We start from the raw sequence: 15,957 nt of genomic DNA on the forward strand, positions 1-15,957 counted from the left end.
CTTTTCCGAATCTTTTTTTTCTGAAAATTTCTTTTCTTCAGATCCTTCCTTCATGCCGGTATTTCGATGAACGCCTTTCGCTGTTGCGGGTGCAAAAGTAGAACCTTTTTCCGCTTTTCCAAGCTTATTTACCGGGTTTTTTTGATCTTTTTTCTCCTTTTTTCTTAACAGTCTGATAACAGCTTCTTTACAAAATGACTTTTTCCAAAACATTGTGAGGTTTTTCTGCAGTATTTTGTTTTTTTCTCTATTTTAAGCCACCTTCCCTCTCCCATTTTTGTGGATTTTAATCTTCTATGCCTTTTTTTGCCATACTTTTAATCCCGAAAAAACGCCAGGTCTTAAAGTTTTCTCCTTTTTCCTTCTGAAAACTCATGCCCTAGCCCCGATAGAAGCGGAAATCCTTCTGCTTTTTTCTTTAAAAAGCAGAAGATTGGAGCGGATAGCGGGAAATAGCTCCATATTAAAAACAAATTCCAAATCTTAAAACTCAAATTCCAAACTCAGAAGGCTTCGGCTTCCCTCAACCAAGCATTATATATTAAATATACATAGCGCGCAAGATGCACTGCTGTGTGTCTCTACGGCGAATTGGATTTTAATTTATTCTATACATATATATGTATACATAAAAAAATAAACCCGAGAGGTTTTGAAAACCTATCGGGTTGTATACTATATATTATAAATAGAATTACTTTTTAAGCTCTTTTGCTTTTTGCTGCCACTTCTCTGATAAATCTTCATAATCTATAGGATGCGATGGTCGCTGATTCACCAATCGACCAGATTCGAACGCTCTAACCAAAATGGTTTCTATCAAATAGTCTTCATTTACATCATAAGGCTTGTACTCTTCTTTCAGACTAATGTCAAACAAATTGGCTGTTGTATTCGATACAAAGGCTTTGAATCCGCTTTTTAGTGTTTTTATCAACTCATAGGTCGTGATTCCTGTTTGACGATGAACTAGTTTTACTAAAATCTGCCCTTGTTTTCTTGATAGTTTTTTTAGTCTTTCCTCGAATTCATTGTTCAAATAATCTTCTACAATTTTAAAGTACTTCTTTTTTTCGCGACTTGTTTTTAAACGAGCCATTCCGTTATTCAAAGCAGTTAATCGTTCTGAAGCTAGTTTTGCATAAGGATATACTTTATAGACTCTATTTTGAAGAATTTGAAATTGTTTCATTTCTTCTGGACTCATCTTCTGTCCTTTTGAAATGATGATTTCGGGAAGCTGAATTGTATCGCTTAAAATAGAATCTTTCTCAGTTAATATATAGCCCATTTGTTCGTTCTCTTTTGGAGTAACTTGGGCTTTAGAAGAAAAACAAACTAGTAGTATAAATAAAAAGGTGGTTAGTCTCATTGAATCATAATTAAAGTGTAAAATTATATATTTATACACAACTCTGATACCAAATTTATATTTTAGCGGAAAAATATTTTTATGAGCACGAAATCGATCTTAAATGATACTTCTATAGCTTTTCTAGAAAGCTACCTAAATAACGCTTCTCCAACAGGTTACGAAAGTGAAGGGCAAAAACTTTGGATGAATTACTTAAAACCTTATGTAGATACTTTTATTACAGATACTTATGGTACAGCTGTTGGGGTAATTAACCCGGATGCACCTTATAAAGTTGTAATTGAAGGACATGCTGATGAAATTTCATGGTATGTAAACTATATTACTGAGGATGGTTTAATATATGTAATACGAAATGGAGGTTCTGACCATCAGATTGCTCCTTCAAAAAGAGTTAACATTCATACAAAAAAAGGAATTGTAAAAGGCGTTTTTGGATGGCCAGCAATTCATACTCGTTTACGTGACAAGGAAGAGATTCCTAAATTAAGCAATATCTTTATTGATTTAGGATGTGAAAATAAAGAACAAGTCGAAGCATTAGGTGTTCATGTAGGATGTGTAATTACATATCCCGACGAATTTATGATTTTGAATGAAAATAAATTTGTGTGCCGCGCTATTGACAACAGAATGGGTGGTTTTATGATTGCCGAAGTTGCGCGTTTGTTACATGAGAACAAAAAAGAGCTTCCGTTTGGTCTATATATTGTAAATTCTGTTCAGGAAGAAATTGGCCTTCGTGGAGCTGAAATGATTGCTCACCGAATCAAGCCAAATGTGGCAATTGTGACTGATGTATGTCATGACACTACTACTCCAATGATCGATAAAAAAGTTGAAGGTGATCTAAAAATGGGAAAAGGTCCTGTTATTGGATATTCTCCCGCGATCCAAAATAAGCTGCGTGATTTGATTGTAGATACTGCAGAAGAAAACAAAATTCCGTTTCAGAGACATGCTACTTCGCGTGCAACAGGTACAGATACCGACGCCTTTGCATATAGCAATGGTGGTGTGCCATCTGCTTTAATCTCCCTTCCGTTAAGATACATGCACACTACTGTAGAAATGGTTCATAGAGATGATGTTGAAAATGTGATTCAGCTCATTTATGAAGCTTTGTTGAAAATTGAGAACAACGAGACTTTCTCTTATTTTAAATAATATACTTTTAATGTAAATCCGATTTGAATTTATTCAATCGGATTTACAAATAATATAATTACACATGAAAATATTACTGCTCGAAGACGATTTTACTCTATCTAAAGAAATCTCGGCATTCTTTACTTCAAAGGAATTTGAGTGTGTTCCTTATTATGATGGTTCTCTTCTTCTGAAAAAGTATTTCCCGTATGAATATGATCTGATTATCCTTGATATCAATGTTCCTGGTTTAAATGGAATTGATGTTTGTAAAGGTATTCGAGAAACCGATAAAAAAACACCAATTATAATGCTTACCGCTTTTAGTGAAATTGAAGATAAATTGTCTTCTTTTGATAATGGTGCTGATGATTATCTAGTAAAACCATTTCATTTTGATGAATTGTATGCGCGTGTACAATCACTTTTAAGAAGGAAAGAAGTTCCGCAACAAACAGAAAGTAAAATAGCCATTAAAGATTTAGAAATCTTAGAGGAAGATATGAAAGTTTTTAGGGCCGGAGAGGAAATTAAACTTACTCCAAAAGAATTTAAACTGATTTTGATTTTAGCTCATGCCAAAGGGAAAGTGCTTTCGAAACAATTTATAGCAGAGAAACTTTGGGATTATCATATTGAAACCAATCAGAATACAATTGAGGTTTATATTAATTTTTTAAGAAAAAAGATTGATAAAGATCACGATACAAAACTTCTCCGTACCAAAGTTGGATATGGTTATTATCTAAGTGATCAGGAATGACATTAAAAAATAGGATATCACTTTTAGTAAGTTTACTGTTTACCATTCTTTTTGGACTGGCTTCTACAGTTATATTCATTTTATACTCCAATTACAGAAAAGAAGAATTTCGGGATCGATTAGAAATCAAAGCGTTATCAAATATCAAATTATTAGTAAACGTAAAGCAGGTTGACAATCAGCTTTTAAAAATAATAGATCAAAATTCTATTAATAAATTGTATGATGAAAAAACCTTGGTTTTTGATTCTAATTATAAGTTGATTTACAGCAGCATTGACGACGCTAAAATCAATTGGTCTATTGATGATTTAAAATATCTTAAAAAGAACAAAACCTTTTTTAAGCAGCAAGGCAATTACGAAGTTTACGGTGTTTTCTATGATACCAATGATAAAGATTTTTATGCTTTAATTTCTGCTACAGATGATTATGGAAACCGAAAACTGCTTTTCTTACGATATACTTTGGTCATTTCATATATCTTTTTTACCACAATCTGTTGGCTATTAACTTCATTTATGGTGAGAAAGGCCATGAATCCTTTAAATGCTTTTCATCAGAAGATAAAAAACATCAACGAAAACAATCTTGATACCAGAATTGAATCTAAAAGCAGTAAAGACGAAATTGATCTTATTGCTGGTGAATTTAATTTTATGATGGATCGGATTGAAATTTCGTATCAAAAACAGAAAGAATTTACAGCTCACGCCTCACATGAACTGAGGACACCGCTTTCGAGGATGACTTCACAAATTGAGAATGCCATTGCCGATCCAGAAACCAAACCCAACACCAAGTCTTTCTTAAATACTATTTTAGCCGATGTTAATCATTTGACTGAGTTAATAAATTCCCTTTTAATTCTTTCAAAAATTGATAATCGAAATGCAGACTATAATGAAATTCAGCGCATAGATGAAATTTTGTTTTCTTCAATTGAGAAGATCAACAAAACATATCCTGATTTTATTATTCTATTTGAAATGGAAGAAAGTGAAGATCTCGATACTGCATTAGAGATTAAGGGCAACAAAAACCTTTTGGAAATTGCCATTACAAATGTTTTAAAGAACGCCTATATTTATTCTGATAACAAGCAGGCTCAAGTAAAAATAAATACTGAAAATGGTTTGTTGCATTTATCAATTTCAAATTCTGGTTCGACTTTAAACGATATCGAGCAGAAAAATCTTTTTCAGCCCTTTATGCGTGGCGAAAATTCTAAAGGAATTACAGGATTTGGATTGGGTCTGCGTATTGTAAACCGTATCTTAAATCTTCACAATTCTTATATAACTTACAGCATTCCAAGTAATAACATAAATTTATTTTGTATTATTTTTCGTAGATAATTTATTTTAAGCTATTTTTAAGGTAGATTTTAAGGTGTCTTAAAGTCGGCCAATAGCATATTTGTATAAAATAAATTTGATACAATGAAAAAACTATATGCATTCTTGCTACTTGCATTCTTAAATCAGGTAGTTATGGCTCAGAAAACAGTCACTCTTCAAGACTGCGAAAGCCAATTCTTAAAAAAGAATCTATTTTTACTGGCATCTCAATATAATATTGATGCCTCGAAAGCACTAACGATTCAAGCTCGTATTTGGGACAACCCAACACTTTCAGCAGAATTGAATGCGTACAATCCCGAACGAGATAAGTTTTTTGACATTGGAAAAGATGGACAGAAAGTATTCGCGGTTGAGCAGCTAATCTATCTTGGCGGTAAAAAACGCAATGAAGTAAAACTAGCACAAGCTAATGAAAAGCTAGCCGAACTTCAATTTAATGATTTGCTTCGTACATTAAAACTACAATTACGCAAAAGCTTCTATACGGTGTATTACAACACTAAAAATCTTGAGAATACAGATAAGCAGTTGGCTCATATAGAAAACTTGATTAACTCTTATTCTATACAAGCTCAAAAAGGAAATATTCCCCTAAAAGATGTGGTTCGTCTGCAGTCATTGTACCTCAATTTTAAAAACGAACGTCTGGAAGTTATCAATAACAATATAGAAGAACAGGCTAATTTAAAATTACTTTTAAATGAAACTGAAAACGTGATTCCTATTGTAAGTAAAGATGATTCGAATAAATATTTAAAAATAATCGATTTTGACCTTAAAAGCTTTGAAGAACAAGCTATTGCAAATCGTCCTGACTATTTAGCCAAACAAAAAGAAATAGATGCCAACGAGCTAAATGTAAAATGGCAAAAATCGCTTTCTGTGCCAGATGTTACTTTAGGAGCAAATTATGATCAGCGAAGCGGTGCTTTTAACAATGAAGCAAATTTAACCGTTGGAATTCCTTTGCCTCTTTGGAATAAAAACAAAGGAAACATCAAATATGCCCAAACCATTTTAGAACAATCCAAAATAGATAAACAAAATTTTGAACTGCAATTGCAAACTGAAATTACTTCTGCATGGACAAAATGGGATGAATCAAGACAGAATTATGCGGTTATAAAACCAACCGTAAATTCAGATTTTGAGGCAGTATATAATGGGATGCTAACCAATTTCCAAAAACGAAATGTAAGTCTTTTGGAATTTACAGATTTCATGGAAAGCTACAATCAGGCAATAATTCAGTTAAATGAATTAAAGAAAAAAGTAGTAATCGCTGGCGAAGAATTAAATAGTACCATCAACAAAGATTTATTTTAAAAAATTACAGAAAATGAAACATATATTATTCATCGGAATTGCATTAGCTGGTTTATCTCTTACAAGCTGCAAAAAAGAAGTTGAAAATCCAGAAACAAATTCGTCTTTTGTTTTAAGTGATGCGATGTTAAAAACTACAACAACAGCCGAGGCGGTAACAGAACCACTAAAAAATGAACTTAGCTTTTACGGAAAAATTACAGCTGACAATAATAAAATGATTGACGTTTATCCGTTAGTTGGCGGAAATGTAATGAAAGTAAATGTTGAGCTTGGTGATTATGTTAAGAAAGGGCAAGTTTTGGCTACTATAAAAAGTACCGATGTTGCCGATTTTGAAAAACAATCTATCGATGCAAAAAGCGATTTGCTTGTAGCTAAGAATAATTTGAAAGTTGCTCAGGAATTATTTGACGGAAAACTAAATTCTGAAAGCGATGTGCTGCAAGCAAAATCTGAAGTAAATAAAGCGCAGTCACAATTAAGCAAAATTCAGGAAACGTATAAAATTTATAATATCAAGGCTGGATCTATTTATGAAGTAACGGCTCCCATAAGTGGTTTTATTATTCAGAAAAGCATTAATCAAGACATGCTTTTACGAAATGACCGTTCTGAAAACATATTTGATATTGCAGAAATCAGTGAAGTTTGGGCAATGGCTAATATTAATGAAATTGATATTAACAAGGTAAAATTAGGAACTAGCGCTTCTGTAACCACATTGAGTTATCCTGATAAAACATTTCACGGAAAAGTGGATAAAATATACAATGTAATTGATCCTGAAACAAAAGCCATGCAAGCCAGAATTAAGCTGAATAATCCAGATTATATGCTTAAGCCAGATATGAATGCTAATATCAAATTGTCTTTTAATGAAAATCAATCTATGATAGCCATACCTAGTAAAGCTATTGTATTTGACAAAAGCAAAAATTTTGTCATGATTTTTAAAGATCGTAACAATATTGAAACCAGACAAGTTGATGTATACAGAGTTGTAGGAGATACAACATACATTTCTAACGGATTAAAAGAAAACGAAAAAGTCATTACCAATAATCAGTTATTTATTTATCGTGCATTAAATGAGTAAATGAAATGGGGAAATCTGTAAACATATTGACTTTTGCAATGTTATTCATCTCCGTGTTTTCATTTTCGCAAGAAGCTGATTCGATACGAAAATATAGACTGAGATTTCAAATGACATCTATATATCAATATCATCCAGATTTTCACGCTGATTATTCAGGAACAAATAGTATGGATCCAAAAGAAGAAGGCGCTTTATCGTTAACATCTACCCTATTTTTTGATCTTCCGCTTTGGAAAGGAGCTACCGCCACTTTTAATCCTGAAATGTCAGGCGGACAAGGTTTATCACAAGCCAGAGGATTGGGAGGTTTTCCTAATGGAGAAACATTTAGAATTGGAGATGCAAAACCAGTGGTATATGTAGCAAGAATGCTTTTAGAGCAAAAGTTCCAGTTTAAAAACAACAAATCATTGCAATTGGTTTTTGGAAAATTTGGATTGTCAGACTATTTCGACAATAATAGCTATTCTCATGACCCTAGAACTCAATTTTTAAACTGGTCACTAATGACTTACGGCGCTTGGGATTATGCGGCAAATACAAGAGGATACACAGACGGATTATATGCAAATTATCAGTTTGACAGCTGGCAAATAAGAGCATGTTTAAGTGCCATACCAACTTATGCCAACGGACCAAATGTCGAGTTTAATTTTAAAGATTCTAATGCCATCAATGTAGAAATCGAGAAACAGATTGTTTTTAAAAACAATGATACCAGTAACATTAAATTATTAGGATTTCGAAATATAGCAGGAATGGGAAATTACGACGAAGCAAATTCTAGTTTCACTACTATTCCAGATATAAAAAGCACAAGACAAAGTGGCCGCACCAAATACGGAATTGGTTTAAACATGGATTATACCCATGGCGACAATTGGGGGCTTTTTGCGAGAATAAGTTATAACGATGGTGAAAATGAAACATGGGCATTTACAGAAATTGATAAATCGGCACAATTAGGCATTAATCTAAAAGGAAAAATGTGGAACCGAAAAGATGATTTCGGAGGTATTGCAATAGTTGCCAACGGATTATCTGGCCCACATAAAGAATATCAAAAACTGGGCGGTAATGGATTTATGATTGGAGACGGGACTTTAAATTACGGAACAGAACAAATCGTAGAGGTTTTTTATTCCTTTCTAGTTCCCAATACCAAAATCACACTTTCTCCAGATTATCAATTTGCAATGAATCCAGCGTACAACAAAGATCGAGGACCAGTTCAGTTTTTAGCGATACGCTTTCATACAGAATTCTAATACCAATAAAAATATTTATGCTTAAAAATGAAGCATTATAAATTAAATAATAAAATTCATCATTAAAAATACTTTTTAAAATGAACAAATTCATAAGAAACATTATTGCTTTTTCCCTTAAGAATAAAGCGTTTACCTTTTTCTGGGTGGGAATATTAGCTGTTGCAGGATTTATTTCTTTCAAAAACATGCCTATAGATGCCTTTCCTGACGTTACCAATACGCAAATCATTATTATTACGCAATGGAACGGAAAAAGTGCTGAAGAAGTAGAGCGTTTTGTTACTTCTCCAATCGAAATTTCGATGAACTCCGTTCAGAAAAAAACAAGTGTTAGAAGTATTACCATGTTTGGATTATCAGTTATCAAAATTATTTTTGATGATGGTGTTGACGATACTTTTGCTCGTTTTCAAGTAAACAATTTACTTAAAAATGTTTCTCTTCCAGATGATGTCGAACCAGATGTTCAGCCTCCTTATGGTCCAACGGGAGAAATATTCAGGTATATTGTAAAAAGTAACAGCCGAGACAGTAGAGAACTATTGACTTACCAAAACTGGGTTATCGACAAACAATTGCGTTCTCTTCCTGGTGTTGCCGATTTAAATGTTTTTGGAGGTCAGACAAAAACTTATGAAGTTGGAGTTGATCCTATAAAATTAGCAAAATACAACATTACACCTTTACAAGTTTACAACGCTGTAAATGCTGGTAACTTAAACGTTGGTGGTGATGTCATTGAGAAAAACGGACAAGCTTTTGTTGTGCGCGGTGTCGGTTTATTAAAGTCAAAAGAAGATATCGGAAATATTATTGTTGATGATGCTGGAGGGAATCCAATTTTAGTTAAAAATTTAGCTGATGTTTACGAAAGCTCAATGCCAAGAGTTGGACAAACTGGTATTGGAGATAATGATGATGCTGTCGAAGGAATTGTTGTCATGCGTAAAGGCGAAAACCCACAGGAAACTCTTGCCTTAATAAAAGCAAAAATAAAAGACCTTAATGATAATGTTTTACCGAAAGACATAAAAATAGAAACTTTTTATGATCGTGATAATCTGATGAATTTTACGACCGAAACCGTAATGCACAATTTATTTGAAGGTATTATTTTGGTTACTGTTGTCGTTTTTCTTTTTATGGCCGACTGGAGAACTACTTTTACGGTTTCTATCGTCATTCCGCTTTCTTTATTATTTGCATTCTTATGTCTTAAAATGATGGGAATGAGCGCCAACTTATTAAGTTTAGGTGCGGTCGATTTTGGAATTATTATCGATGGAGCTGTCGTAATGGTTGAAGGTCTGTTTGTAGTTTTAGACCATCGAGCGCACCAGCTGGGAATGGAGAAATTTAATAAAATTGCAAAAGGAAGTTTGATCAAAAAAACGGGAACAGAAATGGGTAAAGCTATTTTCTTCTCGAAACTTATCATTATTACAGCGTTACTTCCAATTTTCTCCTTTCAAAAAGTAGAAGGAAAAATGTTCTCTCCCCTAGCCTTTACATTAGGTTTTGCATTATTGGGAGCACTTATTTTTACCTTGACTTTAGTTCCTGTTCTTTCACATATTTTATTGAATAAAAATGTAAAAGAGAAACATAATCCTTTTGTGAACTTTTGGGATAGAATTGTTGGTAAAGGTTTTAAATGGACATTTAGACATAAAGTACAAACATTAATTGCTTCATTAGGATTACTAGCCGCCGTTTTCTTTTCTGCAGGTTTCTTAGGAACAGAATTTTTACCCCAATTAAACGAAGGAGCTTTATGGGTTACGGCAGAATTACCAATGAGTACTTCACTTCCAGAAAGTGTTAAAACGGCAGCCATAATTCGAAAAGATTTAGAAACCTTTCCTGAAGTCAAAAAAGTCTTGTCTCAAACTGGACGAAGCAACGATGGAACCGATCCGAATGGTTTTGGATTTATCCAGCTTCAAGTTGATCTATTACCAAAAGCCGAATGGAAACGAAAAATTTCTATGGATGAACTAATTAATGAAATGGATAATAAACTCAAAGTACATCAGGGAATCACATACAATTACTCTCAGCCAGTAATTGACAACGTTGCCGAATCGGTAGCCGGATTTAAAGCTTCTAATGCTGTAAAAATTTATGGTGATGATTTGAACAAACTAGATGAACTTGCTAATGAAGTTTTAAATAAAATTAAAAATATCCCAGGTATTAAAGATGCTGGTATTTTACGAAATGTAGGTCAGCCAGAAATTAGCGTTATTCTAGATCGTGAAAAAATGGCAGCTTACGGAGTAACATTAAGCGATGCGCAAGCTGTTTTAGAATTGGCTTTTGGAGGAAAAACGGCAACTGAAAAATATGAAGATGAAAAGAAATTTGATGTTCGTGTTCGTTTTTCTAAAGAATATCGAAAAGATGAAAAAGATTTGGAAGAAATTAAAGTTCCAACCATTAGCGGAATCAAAATTCCTTTAAAAGAAATTTGCGATATTAAAACTATCACTGGTCCTGCGTTTATTTACAGAGATAATACCAAACGTTTTATCGGAGTTAAATTCTCAGTTCGTGATCGAGATTTAGGAAGTACAATTGCAGAAGCACAGAAAAAAGTAAACGAGCTTAAACTCCCTACAGGTTACACAACTGGTTGGACAGGCGAATTTGAAAATCAGGTTCGTGCCAGTGCTCGTCTCGCTCAAGTTGTGCCTATAAGTTTAATTGGAATTTTTGTTCTTTTGTTTATTCTATTTGGTAATTTCAAAGATTCTCTTCTTGTTTTAGCGAATGTTCCTTTTGCGATTATTGGAGGAATTATTGCGCTTCATATTACAGGAATGAATTTCGGAATTTCTGCTGGAGTTGGTTTTATTGCACTTCTTGGAATTTGTATTCAAAATGGAGTAATTCTAATATCTGAATTTCATCATAATCTGAAAGCGAAACATTCTCTCGAAGAATCTATTTTTAGAGGAGTAAAAGCCAGAACCAGAGCAGTAGTAATGACCGCTTTAATGGCTTCCATAGGATTAATGCCAGCTGCAATTTCTACAGGAATTGGTTCAGAATCACAGAAACCGCTTGCCATTGTAATTATCGGTGGACTTATGACAGCAACTGTTTTGACGCTATTAGTATTTCCAATTTTATTCTGGATATTCAACAGAAAAAAACATGTGCCAATAGAATAACCAGTTAAAATATTTAGTTTTAAATCAATTTGTTGGGATTTAAAAAAGAAGAAGCATCATTTTCGTAATGATGCTTTTTTTGTTTAATTGAATTTTGCTTAAACAAAAAAAATGACCTTTTGCTCAGAAAGGTCATTTTTACTAACTCAAAACTTTTAAACTGTTATTTCAAATCTTTCAAAAGTGCAATTGCTTCAGAAGCATTTGATCCTTGTGCATATTTTAATGCAGTATAACCTTTTTCATTTTTTACATTTGGATTTGCTCCATTAGCCAATAAAATTTTTATGATTTCGTGTTTATTGTAAAGTGCGGCCGTCATTAAAGGAGTAAAATCTTCAGATAATTGGTTTACATCCGCGCCGTATTCAATAAATTTCTTAACAGTTTCAAGATCTCCTTTACTAATAGCAACATTTAAAGGAGTTCCTACATAATTTTTAAGCTCAACTGGATTTTTACTAGTTGAAATTTCATTTGAAGCCATTGCTACATTTCCAAATGTTACTAAGGCTAATCCTAAATAAATAACTGATTTTTTCATAATGATTGATGTTTGTTAAATGATTGATGATGATTTTAATTTGATGAAGTAAAGGTAATATATTTTATGTATTATGCATTACAAAGTACCATGTTTTAACCAATTCTTAACACTTACTTAATAAAACGCTAAATAAAGAACCTGAACGTTATCAAATTATTGATTTTACTATAATAGACTACTGAAAAGAAAAAATGTTACAATAAATCTTATTTTTTTTCTTCTTTTTAAAATCAATCTTCTTCTAACGCATAAAATATTTTTTTAAATTTACTATATCATTAAAAATCAAAACAATAACATTTTAATGCTAAAGCCTTATAATGCTGAACTTCACAAATAAAATCAACCAAAAAAAAAGATAATAACCTTAAAACCAGAAGCCATGATTTTTATAAAAAGAATTTTAGTTATTTTAATTTTACTTATTTCAATTGTTTTAATCGCTGCTTATTTTATGCCGAAGGAATATTCTGTTGAAAGAGAAATAACAATCAATAAACCCGCTGATAGCATTTTTAAATATGTTCGATCACTTAAAAATCAAAACGAGTTTAGCGTTTGGGCTAATTTAGATCCAAAAATGAAAGTCCATTATCGAGGAATTGACGGCATGGTAGGTTCTGTTTCTTCTTGGGAAAGCAATGTCAAAGAAGTTGGTGTTGGCGAACAGGAAATTACCAAAATAATAGAAAACAGACGTTTAGATTTTGCTCTTCGTTTTAAAAAACCAATGGATGATACCGCTGTTGGTTTTATGTCGACAGAACCTGTTTCTGGAAATCAGACAAAAGTCAAATGGGGAATCAGTGGCGTAATTCCATACCCTACTAATATTATGCTTCCAATGTTAAGAATGGATCAGATGATTGGAAATGATTTGCAAAAAGGTCTTGAAAATTTAAAAGATAAAATGGAAGAAAATTGAATCTTCACTTTAAAATAAAAAGCATCATTCTTTAATGATGCTTTTCTTTTTTTCATAAAAAATTTTCATCTCAACTTTTCCAGAATAGCAATGGATTCAGATGCTTTTGCATAATTAGCATAATCTAATGCTTTATACCCTTGTTCATTAACAGTTGACGATTCAGCACCGTTTGCCAACAAAATTTTAATGATTTCAACGTAATTATAGCGAGCTGCCAACATTAAGGGTGTCATCTTTCTTGACATTTTATTGACATCTGCCCCATATTCAATACATTTTTTCACTTTTTCAATATCGCCCTTACATATAGCTCTATGTAGTGGTGATACGGAATAATCTGGATGTTCAATTTGATTCTTAATTACCACCCGTTGATTAGAAGCAGTGGCAAAACTTGTAAATACGACAAAAGCCGTCCCTAGAATAATTACTGTCTTTTTCATAATTGATTGTTTATTAAATGATTGATGATGATGTATTTATACTATAGACGACTAACAAATGAATTTGGTTGCAGATTTTTGAAAAAAAAGAATAAAAAAAAGCATCACCCTTTAAAAAGATGATGCTTTTCATTTTTTTTCCTCTTAAAATTTTATCTAAGCCCTTTTAAAATAGCTGCAGATTCTATTGCATTTGCATATCTAGCATAATCCAATGCTCGAAGTCCATGTGCATTTTCAATTGACGGTTTAGCTCCATTTGCCAGCAAAATTTTAATGATTTCAATATGATTATAACGAGCCGCAAGCATTAAAGGCGTCATATTTCGCACAATTTTATTTACATCCGCGCCATATTCAATACTTTTCTTTACGGTTTCAACATCTCCATTACACGTAGCTATGTGCAAAGGCGATGAGAAATAATCTGAAATTTCAATTTGATTTTTAACTGCCAGCTTATGATTGGAAGCTGCTGCAAAATTTACAAATACGGCAAGAGCCGTCCCTAGAATGATTACTGTCTTTTTCATGATTGATTACTTGTTTAATGATTAATGATTGTGATGATTACTTGTTAGACGCTCATTATGCGTAAAACGTTGCATTAAAAATGAAAAAAAAGATAATTTTTCTTAAAAAAAGATAAAGAAGTGCAATCAGATAGGCTCAATTGCACTTTTCGCATAATTAAATTGGGATAATTCCAGATTAGATTTCATATCGAAAACCTATTTAAACGAAAAAAAGCCTTGCTGAATTTATTACAGCAAGGCTTTTTTTTTATTGATTTTTTTAGCTTAAATCAAAATTATTATTTTGAAGAAAGATAATCTAATACATTTTTCTCAATACGCTGATCAATATTAGCAATATCAGCTTTTACAAACTTTTCTCCTAAAATATTCTCATACAATTCGATATATCTTTCAGAGACTGACTCGATATATTCGTCTGTCATATTTGGAATCTGCTGTCCTTCTTGCCCTTGAAAACCATTTTCGATCAACCAACGACGAACAAATTCTTTAGATAATTGTTTTTGCTCCTCTCCTTTTTCTTGTCTTTCTTCATATCCTTCAGCGTAGAAATAACGAGAAGAATCTGGAGTATGAATTTCATCAATTAAAACAATAACACCATCTTTTGTTTTTCCAAACTCATATTTTGTATCCACTAAAATCAATCCGCGTTTAGCAGCGATTTCAGTTCCTCTCTGAAATAAAGCGCGAGTATATTTTTCTAAAACTAAATAATCTTCCTCAGAAACAATTCCTTTTGCTAAAATATCTTCGCGAGAAATGTCTTCGTCATGAGAACCATTATCTGCTTTTGTAGTTGGTGTAATAATTGGCTCAGGAAATTTATCGTTTTCTTTTAAACCTTCAGCCATAGTAACACCACAGATTTGTTTTCTACCTGCTGCATATTCACGAGCTGCATGTCCAGACAAATAACCGCGAATAACCATCTCTACTTTAAAAGGATCACATAAATGTCCAACAGCAACGTTTGGATCTGGAGTAGCAATCAGCCAGTTTGGAACGATATCTTGTGTCAATTCCATAAATTTTGTTGCAATCTGATTTAGGATTTGTCCTTTGTACGGGATTCCTTTTGGCAAAACTACATCAAAAGCAGAAAGTCTATCGGTAGCCACCATTACTAAAAGTTCGTCGTTAATATTATAAACTTCTCTAACTTTTCCACGGTAAACTGATTTCTGATTCGGGAAATTAAAATTTGTAGTTGTGATTGTATTACTCATTATCCTTTTGGTTGTGTTGTTTTTAATGAATGCAAATTTAAAACTATTTGACAGAGCAAACAAAGAAAATATTACTTCAATTTTAAGTGATTTATTTAAAGCTTAAAATTCCTTTTCCAAAAGATTTTATTGACTCGTCTAAACTTGAAATTGTCGTTTTAGGCAACTTTTTAAAATCTCCAGATTGTACAATTAAAATTTGTCCTTCGTTGTGAGCTGGTGCATTGGGCACAAAAATTACTGCATTTCCCGTTTCATCTTCTTCAATCAGATGGGCTGGTTGCCAGAAATTTCCATTTTTAAACAAAATTGGCAAGTCTGTAACTGGTTTTGGTTTACTATTTCTCTTTAATAATTTTTCTTCGGCTTCTTTTTTATTTTTTTCATAACCTGGCAAAAAGATCATTAATTTCTCATCTACCCAATTGGTAAATCTTTTTAGAATAGATAAACGCATCAAAAAGCCACTTAAATAAATTAGAACTACCAAAATCATTCCTCCCACAATATCGGTCGCGTATTTTCCCAATATCAAATCCAAACGCAGAAAGTGTGCAAATTTTTCTCCATAATTCTGAAAAAACTTCCAGACTTTTCCCAACAAAATAAAAAAAACTAAAAGCGGTAATAAAACTAATGCCCCCGAAATCAAGTTTCGTTCAGCTTGAAGTAGAAATTTTTTCATGGTTGCATAATTAAGGTTAAAAAAATAAGAGCTAACTCTCTGTGAATTAGCTCTTATAAA

At 32.5% G+C, this 15,957-nt stretch carries 15 protein-coding genes; 8 read left to right on the forward strand and 7 right to left on the reverse strand.

The window, feature by feature from the left end; all coding sequences use genetic code 11:
• Together AAYQ05_RS16990 and AAYQ05_RS16995 are read right to left on the reverse strand one after the other, a co-directional pair.
• On the reverse strand, window positions 1–213 hold a 213-nt coding region (locus AAYQ05_RS16990), incomplete at its 3' end, for a hypothetical protein (RefSeq protein WP_343544584.1).
• A 481-nt stretch (window positions 214–694) separates the two neighbouring features.
• Entirely contained in the window at window positions 695–1,372 is a 678-nt protein-coding gene (locus AAYQ05_RS16995) for a DUF4294 domain-containing protein (RefSeq protein ID WP_281632726.1), read from the reverse strand.
• Between the two features lie 81 nt (window positions 1,373–1,453).
• Between AAYQ05_RS16995 and AAYQ05_RS17000 the strand changes: the two genes are divergently transcribed.
• The 7 genes from AAYQ05_RS17000 to AAYQ05_RS17030 all read left to right on the forward strand — a co-directional run bounded on the left by AAYQ05_RS17000 (window position 1,454) and on the right by AAYQ05_RS17030 (window position 11,526).
• On the forward strand, window positions 1,454–2,542 hold the full coding sequence (locus AAYQ05_RS17000) for a M42 family metallopeptidase (RefSeq protein ID WP_343544585.1): 1,089 nt from the start codon (window positions 1,454–1,456) through the stop codon (window positions 2,540–2,542).
• 64 nt (window positions 2,543–2,606) lie between these two features.
• The gene (locus AAYQ05_RS17005) at window positions 2,607–3,287 is read left to right on the forward strand and encodes a response regulator transcription factor (protein ID WP_343544586.1); all 681 of its coding nucleotides are present in this window, start codon (window positions 2,607–2,609) and stop codon (window positions 3,285–3,287) included.
• Window positions 3,284–4,645 carry a sensor histidine kinase gene (locus AAYQ05_RS17010; RefSeq protein ID WP_343544587.1) on the forward strand — a complete coding sequence of 454 codons (1,362 nt, stop codon included), beginning with the start codon at window positions 3,284–3,286 and terminating at the stop codon, window positions 4,643–4,645. Before AAYQ05_RS17005 ends, AAYQ05_RS17010 begins: the two co-directional genes overlap by 4 nt.
• 84 nt (window positions 4,646–4,729) lie before the next feature.
• Window positions 4,730–5,977, forward strand: coding sequence for a TolC family protein (locus AAYQ05_RS17015; RefSeq protein ID WP_343544588.1), 1,248 nt, complete (start codon window positions 4,730–4,732; stop codon window positions 5,975–5,977).
• A gap of 13 nt (window positions 5,978–5,990) precedes the next feature.
• Window positions 5,991–7,076 (forward strand): efflux RND transporter periplasmic adaptor subunit, encoded by a 1,086-nt coding sequence (locus AAYQ05_RS17020; protein WP_343544589.1) that lies wholly within the window; start codon window positions 5,991–5,993, stop codon window positions 7,074–7,076.
• A gap of 110 nt (window positions 7,077–7,186) precedes the next feature.
• Window positions 7,187–8,347, forward strand: a complete 1,161-nt coding sequence (locus tag AAYQ05_RS17025) for a carbohydrate porin (protein ID WP_343544590.1) — start codon at window positions 7,187–7,189, stop codon at window positions 8,345–8,347.
• 80 nt (window positions 8,348–8,427) lie between these two features.
• The gene (locus tag AAYQ05_RS17030; RefSeq protein ID WP_343544591.1) at window positions 8,428–11,526 is read left to right on the forward strand and encodes an efflux RND transporter permease subunit; all 3,099 of its coding nucleotides are present in this window, start codon (window positions 8,428–8,430) and stop codon (window positions 11,524–11,526) included.
• Between the two features lie 163 nt (window positions 11,527–11,689).
• Here AAYQ05_RS17030 and AAYQ05_RS17035 read toward each other — a convergent pair whose 3' ends face one another.
• Window positions 11,690–12,070, reverse strand: coding sequence for an ankyrin repeat domain-containing protein (locus AAYQ05_RS17035; RefSeq protein WP_343544592.1), 381 nt, complete (start codon window positions 12,068–12,070; stop codon window positions 11,690–11,692).
• 385 nt (window positions 12,071–12,455) lie between these two features.
• Between AAYQ05_RS17035 and AAYQ05_RS17040 the strand changes: the two genes are divergently transcribed.
• Window positions 12,456–12,998 carry an SRPBCC family protein gene (locus AAYQ05_RS17040; RefSeq protein WP_343544593.1) on the forward strand — a complete coding sequence of 181 codons (543 nt, stop codon included), beginning with the start codon at window positions 12,456–12,458 and terminating at the stop codon, window positions 12,996–12,998.
• 65 nt (window positions 12,999–13,063) lie between these two features.
• Here AAYQ05_RS17040 and AAYQ05_RS17045 read toward each other — a convergent pair whose 3' ends face one another.
• The 4 genes from AAYQ05_RS17045 to AAYQ05_RS17060 form a co-directional block, all read right to left on the reverse strand.
• Window positions 13,064–13,444 (reverse strand): ankyrin repeat domain-containing protein, encoded by a 381-nt coding sequence (locus tag AAYQ05_RS17045; RefSeq protein ID WP_343544594.1) that lies wholly within the window; start codon window positions 13,442–13,444, stop codon window positions 13,064–13,066.
• 152 nt (window positions 13,445–13,596) lie between these two features.
• A complete protein-coding gene (locus AAYQ05_RS17050) occupies window positions 13,597–13,977 on the reverse strand; it encodes an ankyrin repeat domain-containing protein (protein WP_343544595.1) in 381 nt (126 codons plus the stop codon).
• Between the two features lie 281 nt (window positions 13,978–14,258).
• Window positions 14,259–15,212, reverse strand: coding sequence for a phosphoribosylaminoimidazolesuccinocarboxamide synthase (locus AAYQ05_RS17055; RefSeq protein ID WP_281632738.1), 954 nt, complete (start codon window positions 15,210–15,212; stop codon window positions 14,259–14,261).
• 91 nt (window positions 15,213–15,303) lie between these two features.
• Entirely contained in the window at window positions 15,304–15,897 is a 594-nt protein-coding gene (locus AAYQ05_RS17060; protein WP_343544596.1) for a hypothetical protein, read from the reverse strand.
• Window positions 15,898–15,957: the final 60 nt, after the last annotated feature.

The organism is Flavobacterium movens, assembly GCF_039581425.1.
GTDB lineage: Bacteria > Bacteroidota > Bacteroidia > Flavobacteriales > Flavobacteriaceae > Flavobacterium > Flavobacterium luteolum.

Excerpts from the sequence above, each read along its gene's own strand:
- AAYQ05_RS16995 (WP_281632726.1), bottom strand. The coding sequence starts at position 1,372 with ATGAGACTAACCACCTTTTTATTTATACTACTAGTTTGTTTTTCTTCT.
- AAYQ05_RS17000 (WP_343544585.1), top strand. The coding sequence starts at position 1,454 with ATGAGCACGAAATCGATCTTAAATGATACTTCTATAGCTTTTCTAGAA.
- AAYQ05_RS17005 (WP_343544586.1), top strand. The coding sequence starts at position 2,607 with ATGAAAATATTACTGCTCGAAGACGATTTTACTCTATCTAAAGAAATC.
- AAYQ05_RS17010 (WP_343544587.1), top strand. The coding sequence starts at position 3,284 with ATGACATTAAAAAATAGGATATCACTTTTAGTAAGTTTACTGTTTACC.
- AAYQ05_RS17015 (WP_343544588.1), top strand. The coding sequence starts at position 4,730 with ATGAAAAAACTATATGCATTCTTGCTACTTGCATTCTTAAATCAGGTA.
- AAYQ05_RS17020 (WP_343544589.1), top strand. The coding sequence starts at position 5,991 with ATGAAACATATATTATTCATCGGAATTGCATTAGCTGGTTTATCTCTT.
- AAYQ05_RS17025 (WP_343544590.1), top strand. The coding sequence starts at position 7,187 with ATGACATCTATATATCAATATCATCCAGATTTTCACGCTGATTATTCA.
- AAYQ05_RS17030 (WP_343544591.1), top strand. The coding sequence starts at position 8,428 with ATGAACAAATTCATAAGAAACATTATTGCTTTTTCCCTTAAGAATAAA.
- AAYQ05_RS17035 (WP_343544592.1), bottom strand. The coding sequence starts at position 12,070 with ATGAAAAAATCAGTTATTTATTTAGGATTAGCCTTAGTAACATTTGGA.
- AAYQ05_RS17040 (WP_343544593.1), top strand. The coding sequence starts at position 12,456 with ATGATTTTTATAAAAAGAATTTTAGTTATTTTAATTTTACTTATTTCA.
- AAYQ05_RS17045 (WP_343544594.1), bottom strand. The coding sequence starts at position 13,444 with ATGAAAAAGACAGTAATTATTCTAGGGACGGCTTTTGTCGTATTTACA.
- AAYQ05_RS17050 (WP_343544595.1), bottom strand. The coding sequence starts at position 13,977 with ATGAAAAAGACAGTAATCATTCTAGGGACGGCTCTTGCCGTATTTGTA.
- AAYQ05_RS17055 (WP_281632738.1), bottom strand. The coding sequence starts at position 15,212 with ATGAGTAATACAATCACAACTACAAATTTTAATTTCCCGAATCAGAAA.
- AAYQ05_RS17060 (WP_343544596.1), bottom strand. The coding sequence starts at position 15,897 with ATGAAAAAATTTCTACTTCAAGCTGAACGAAACTTGATTTCGGGGGCA.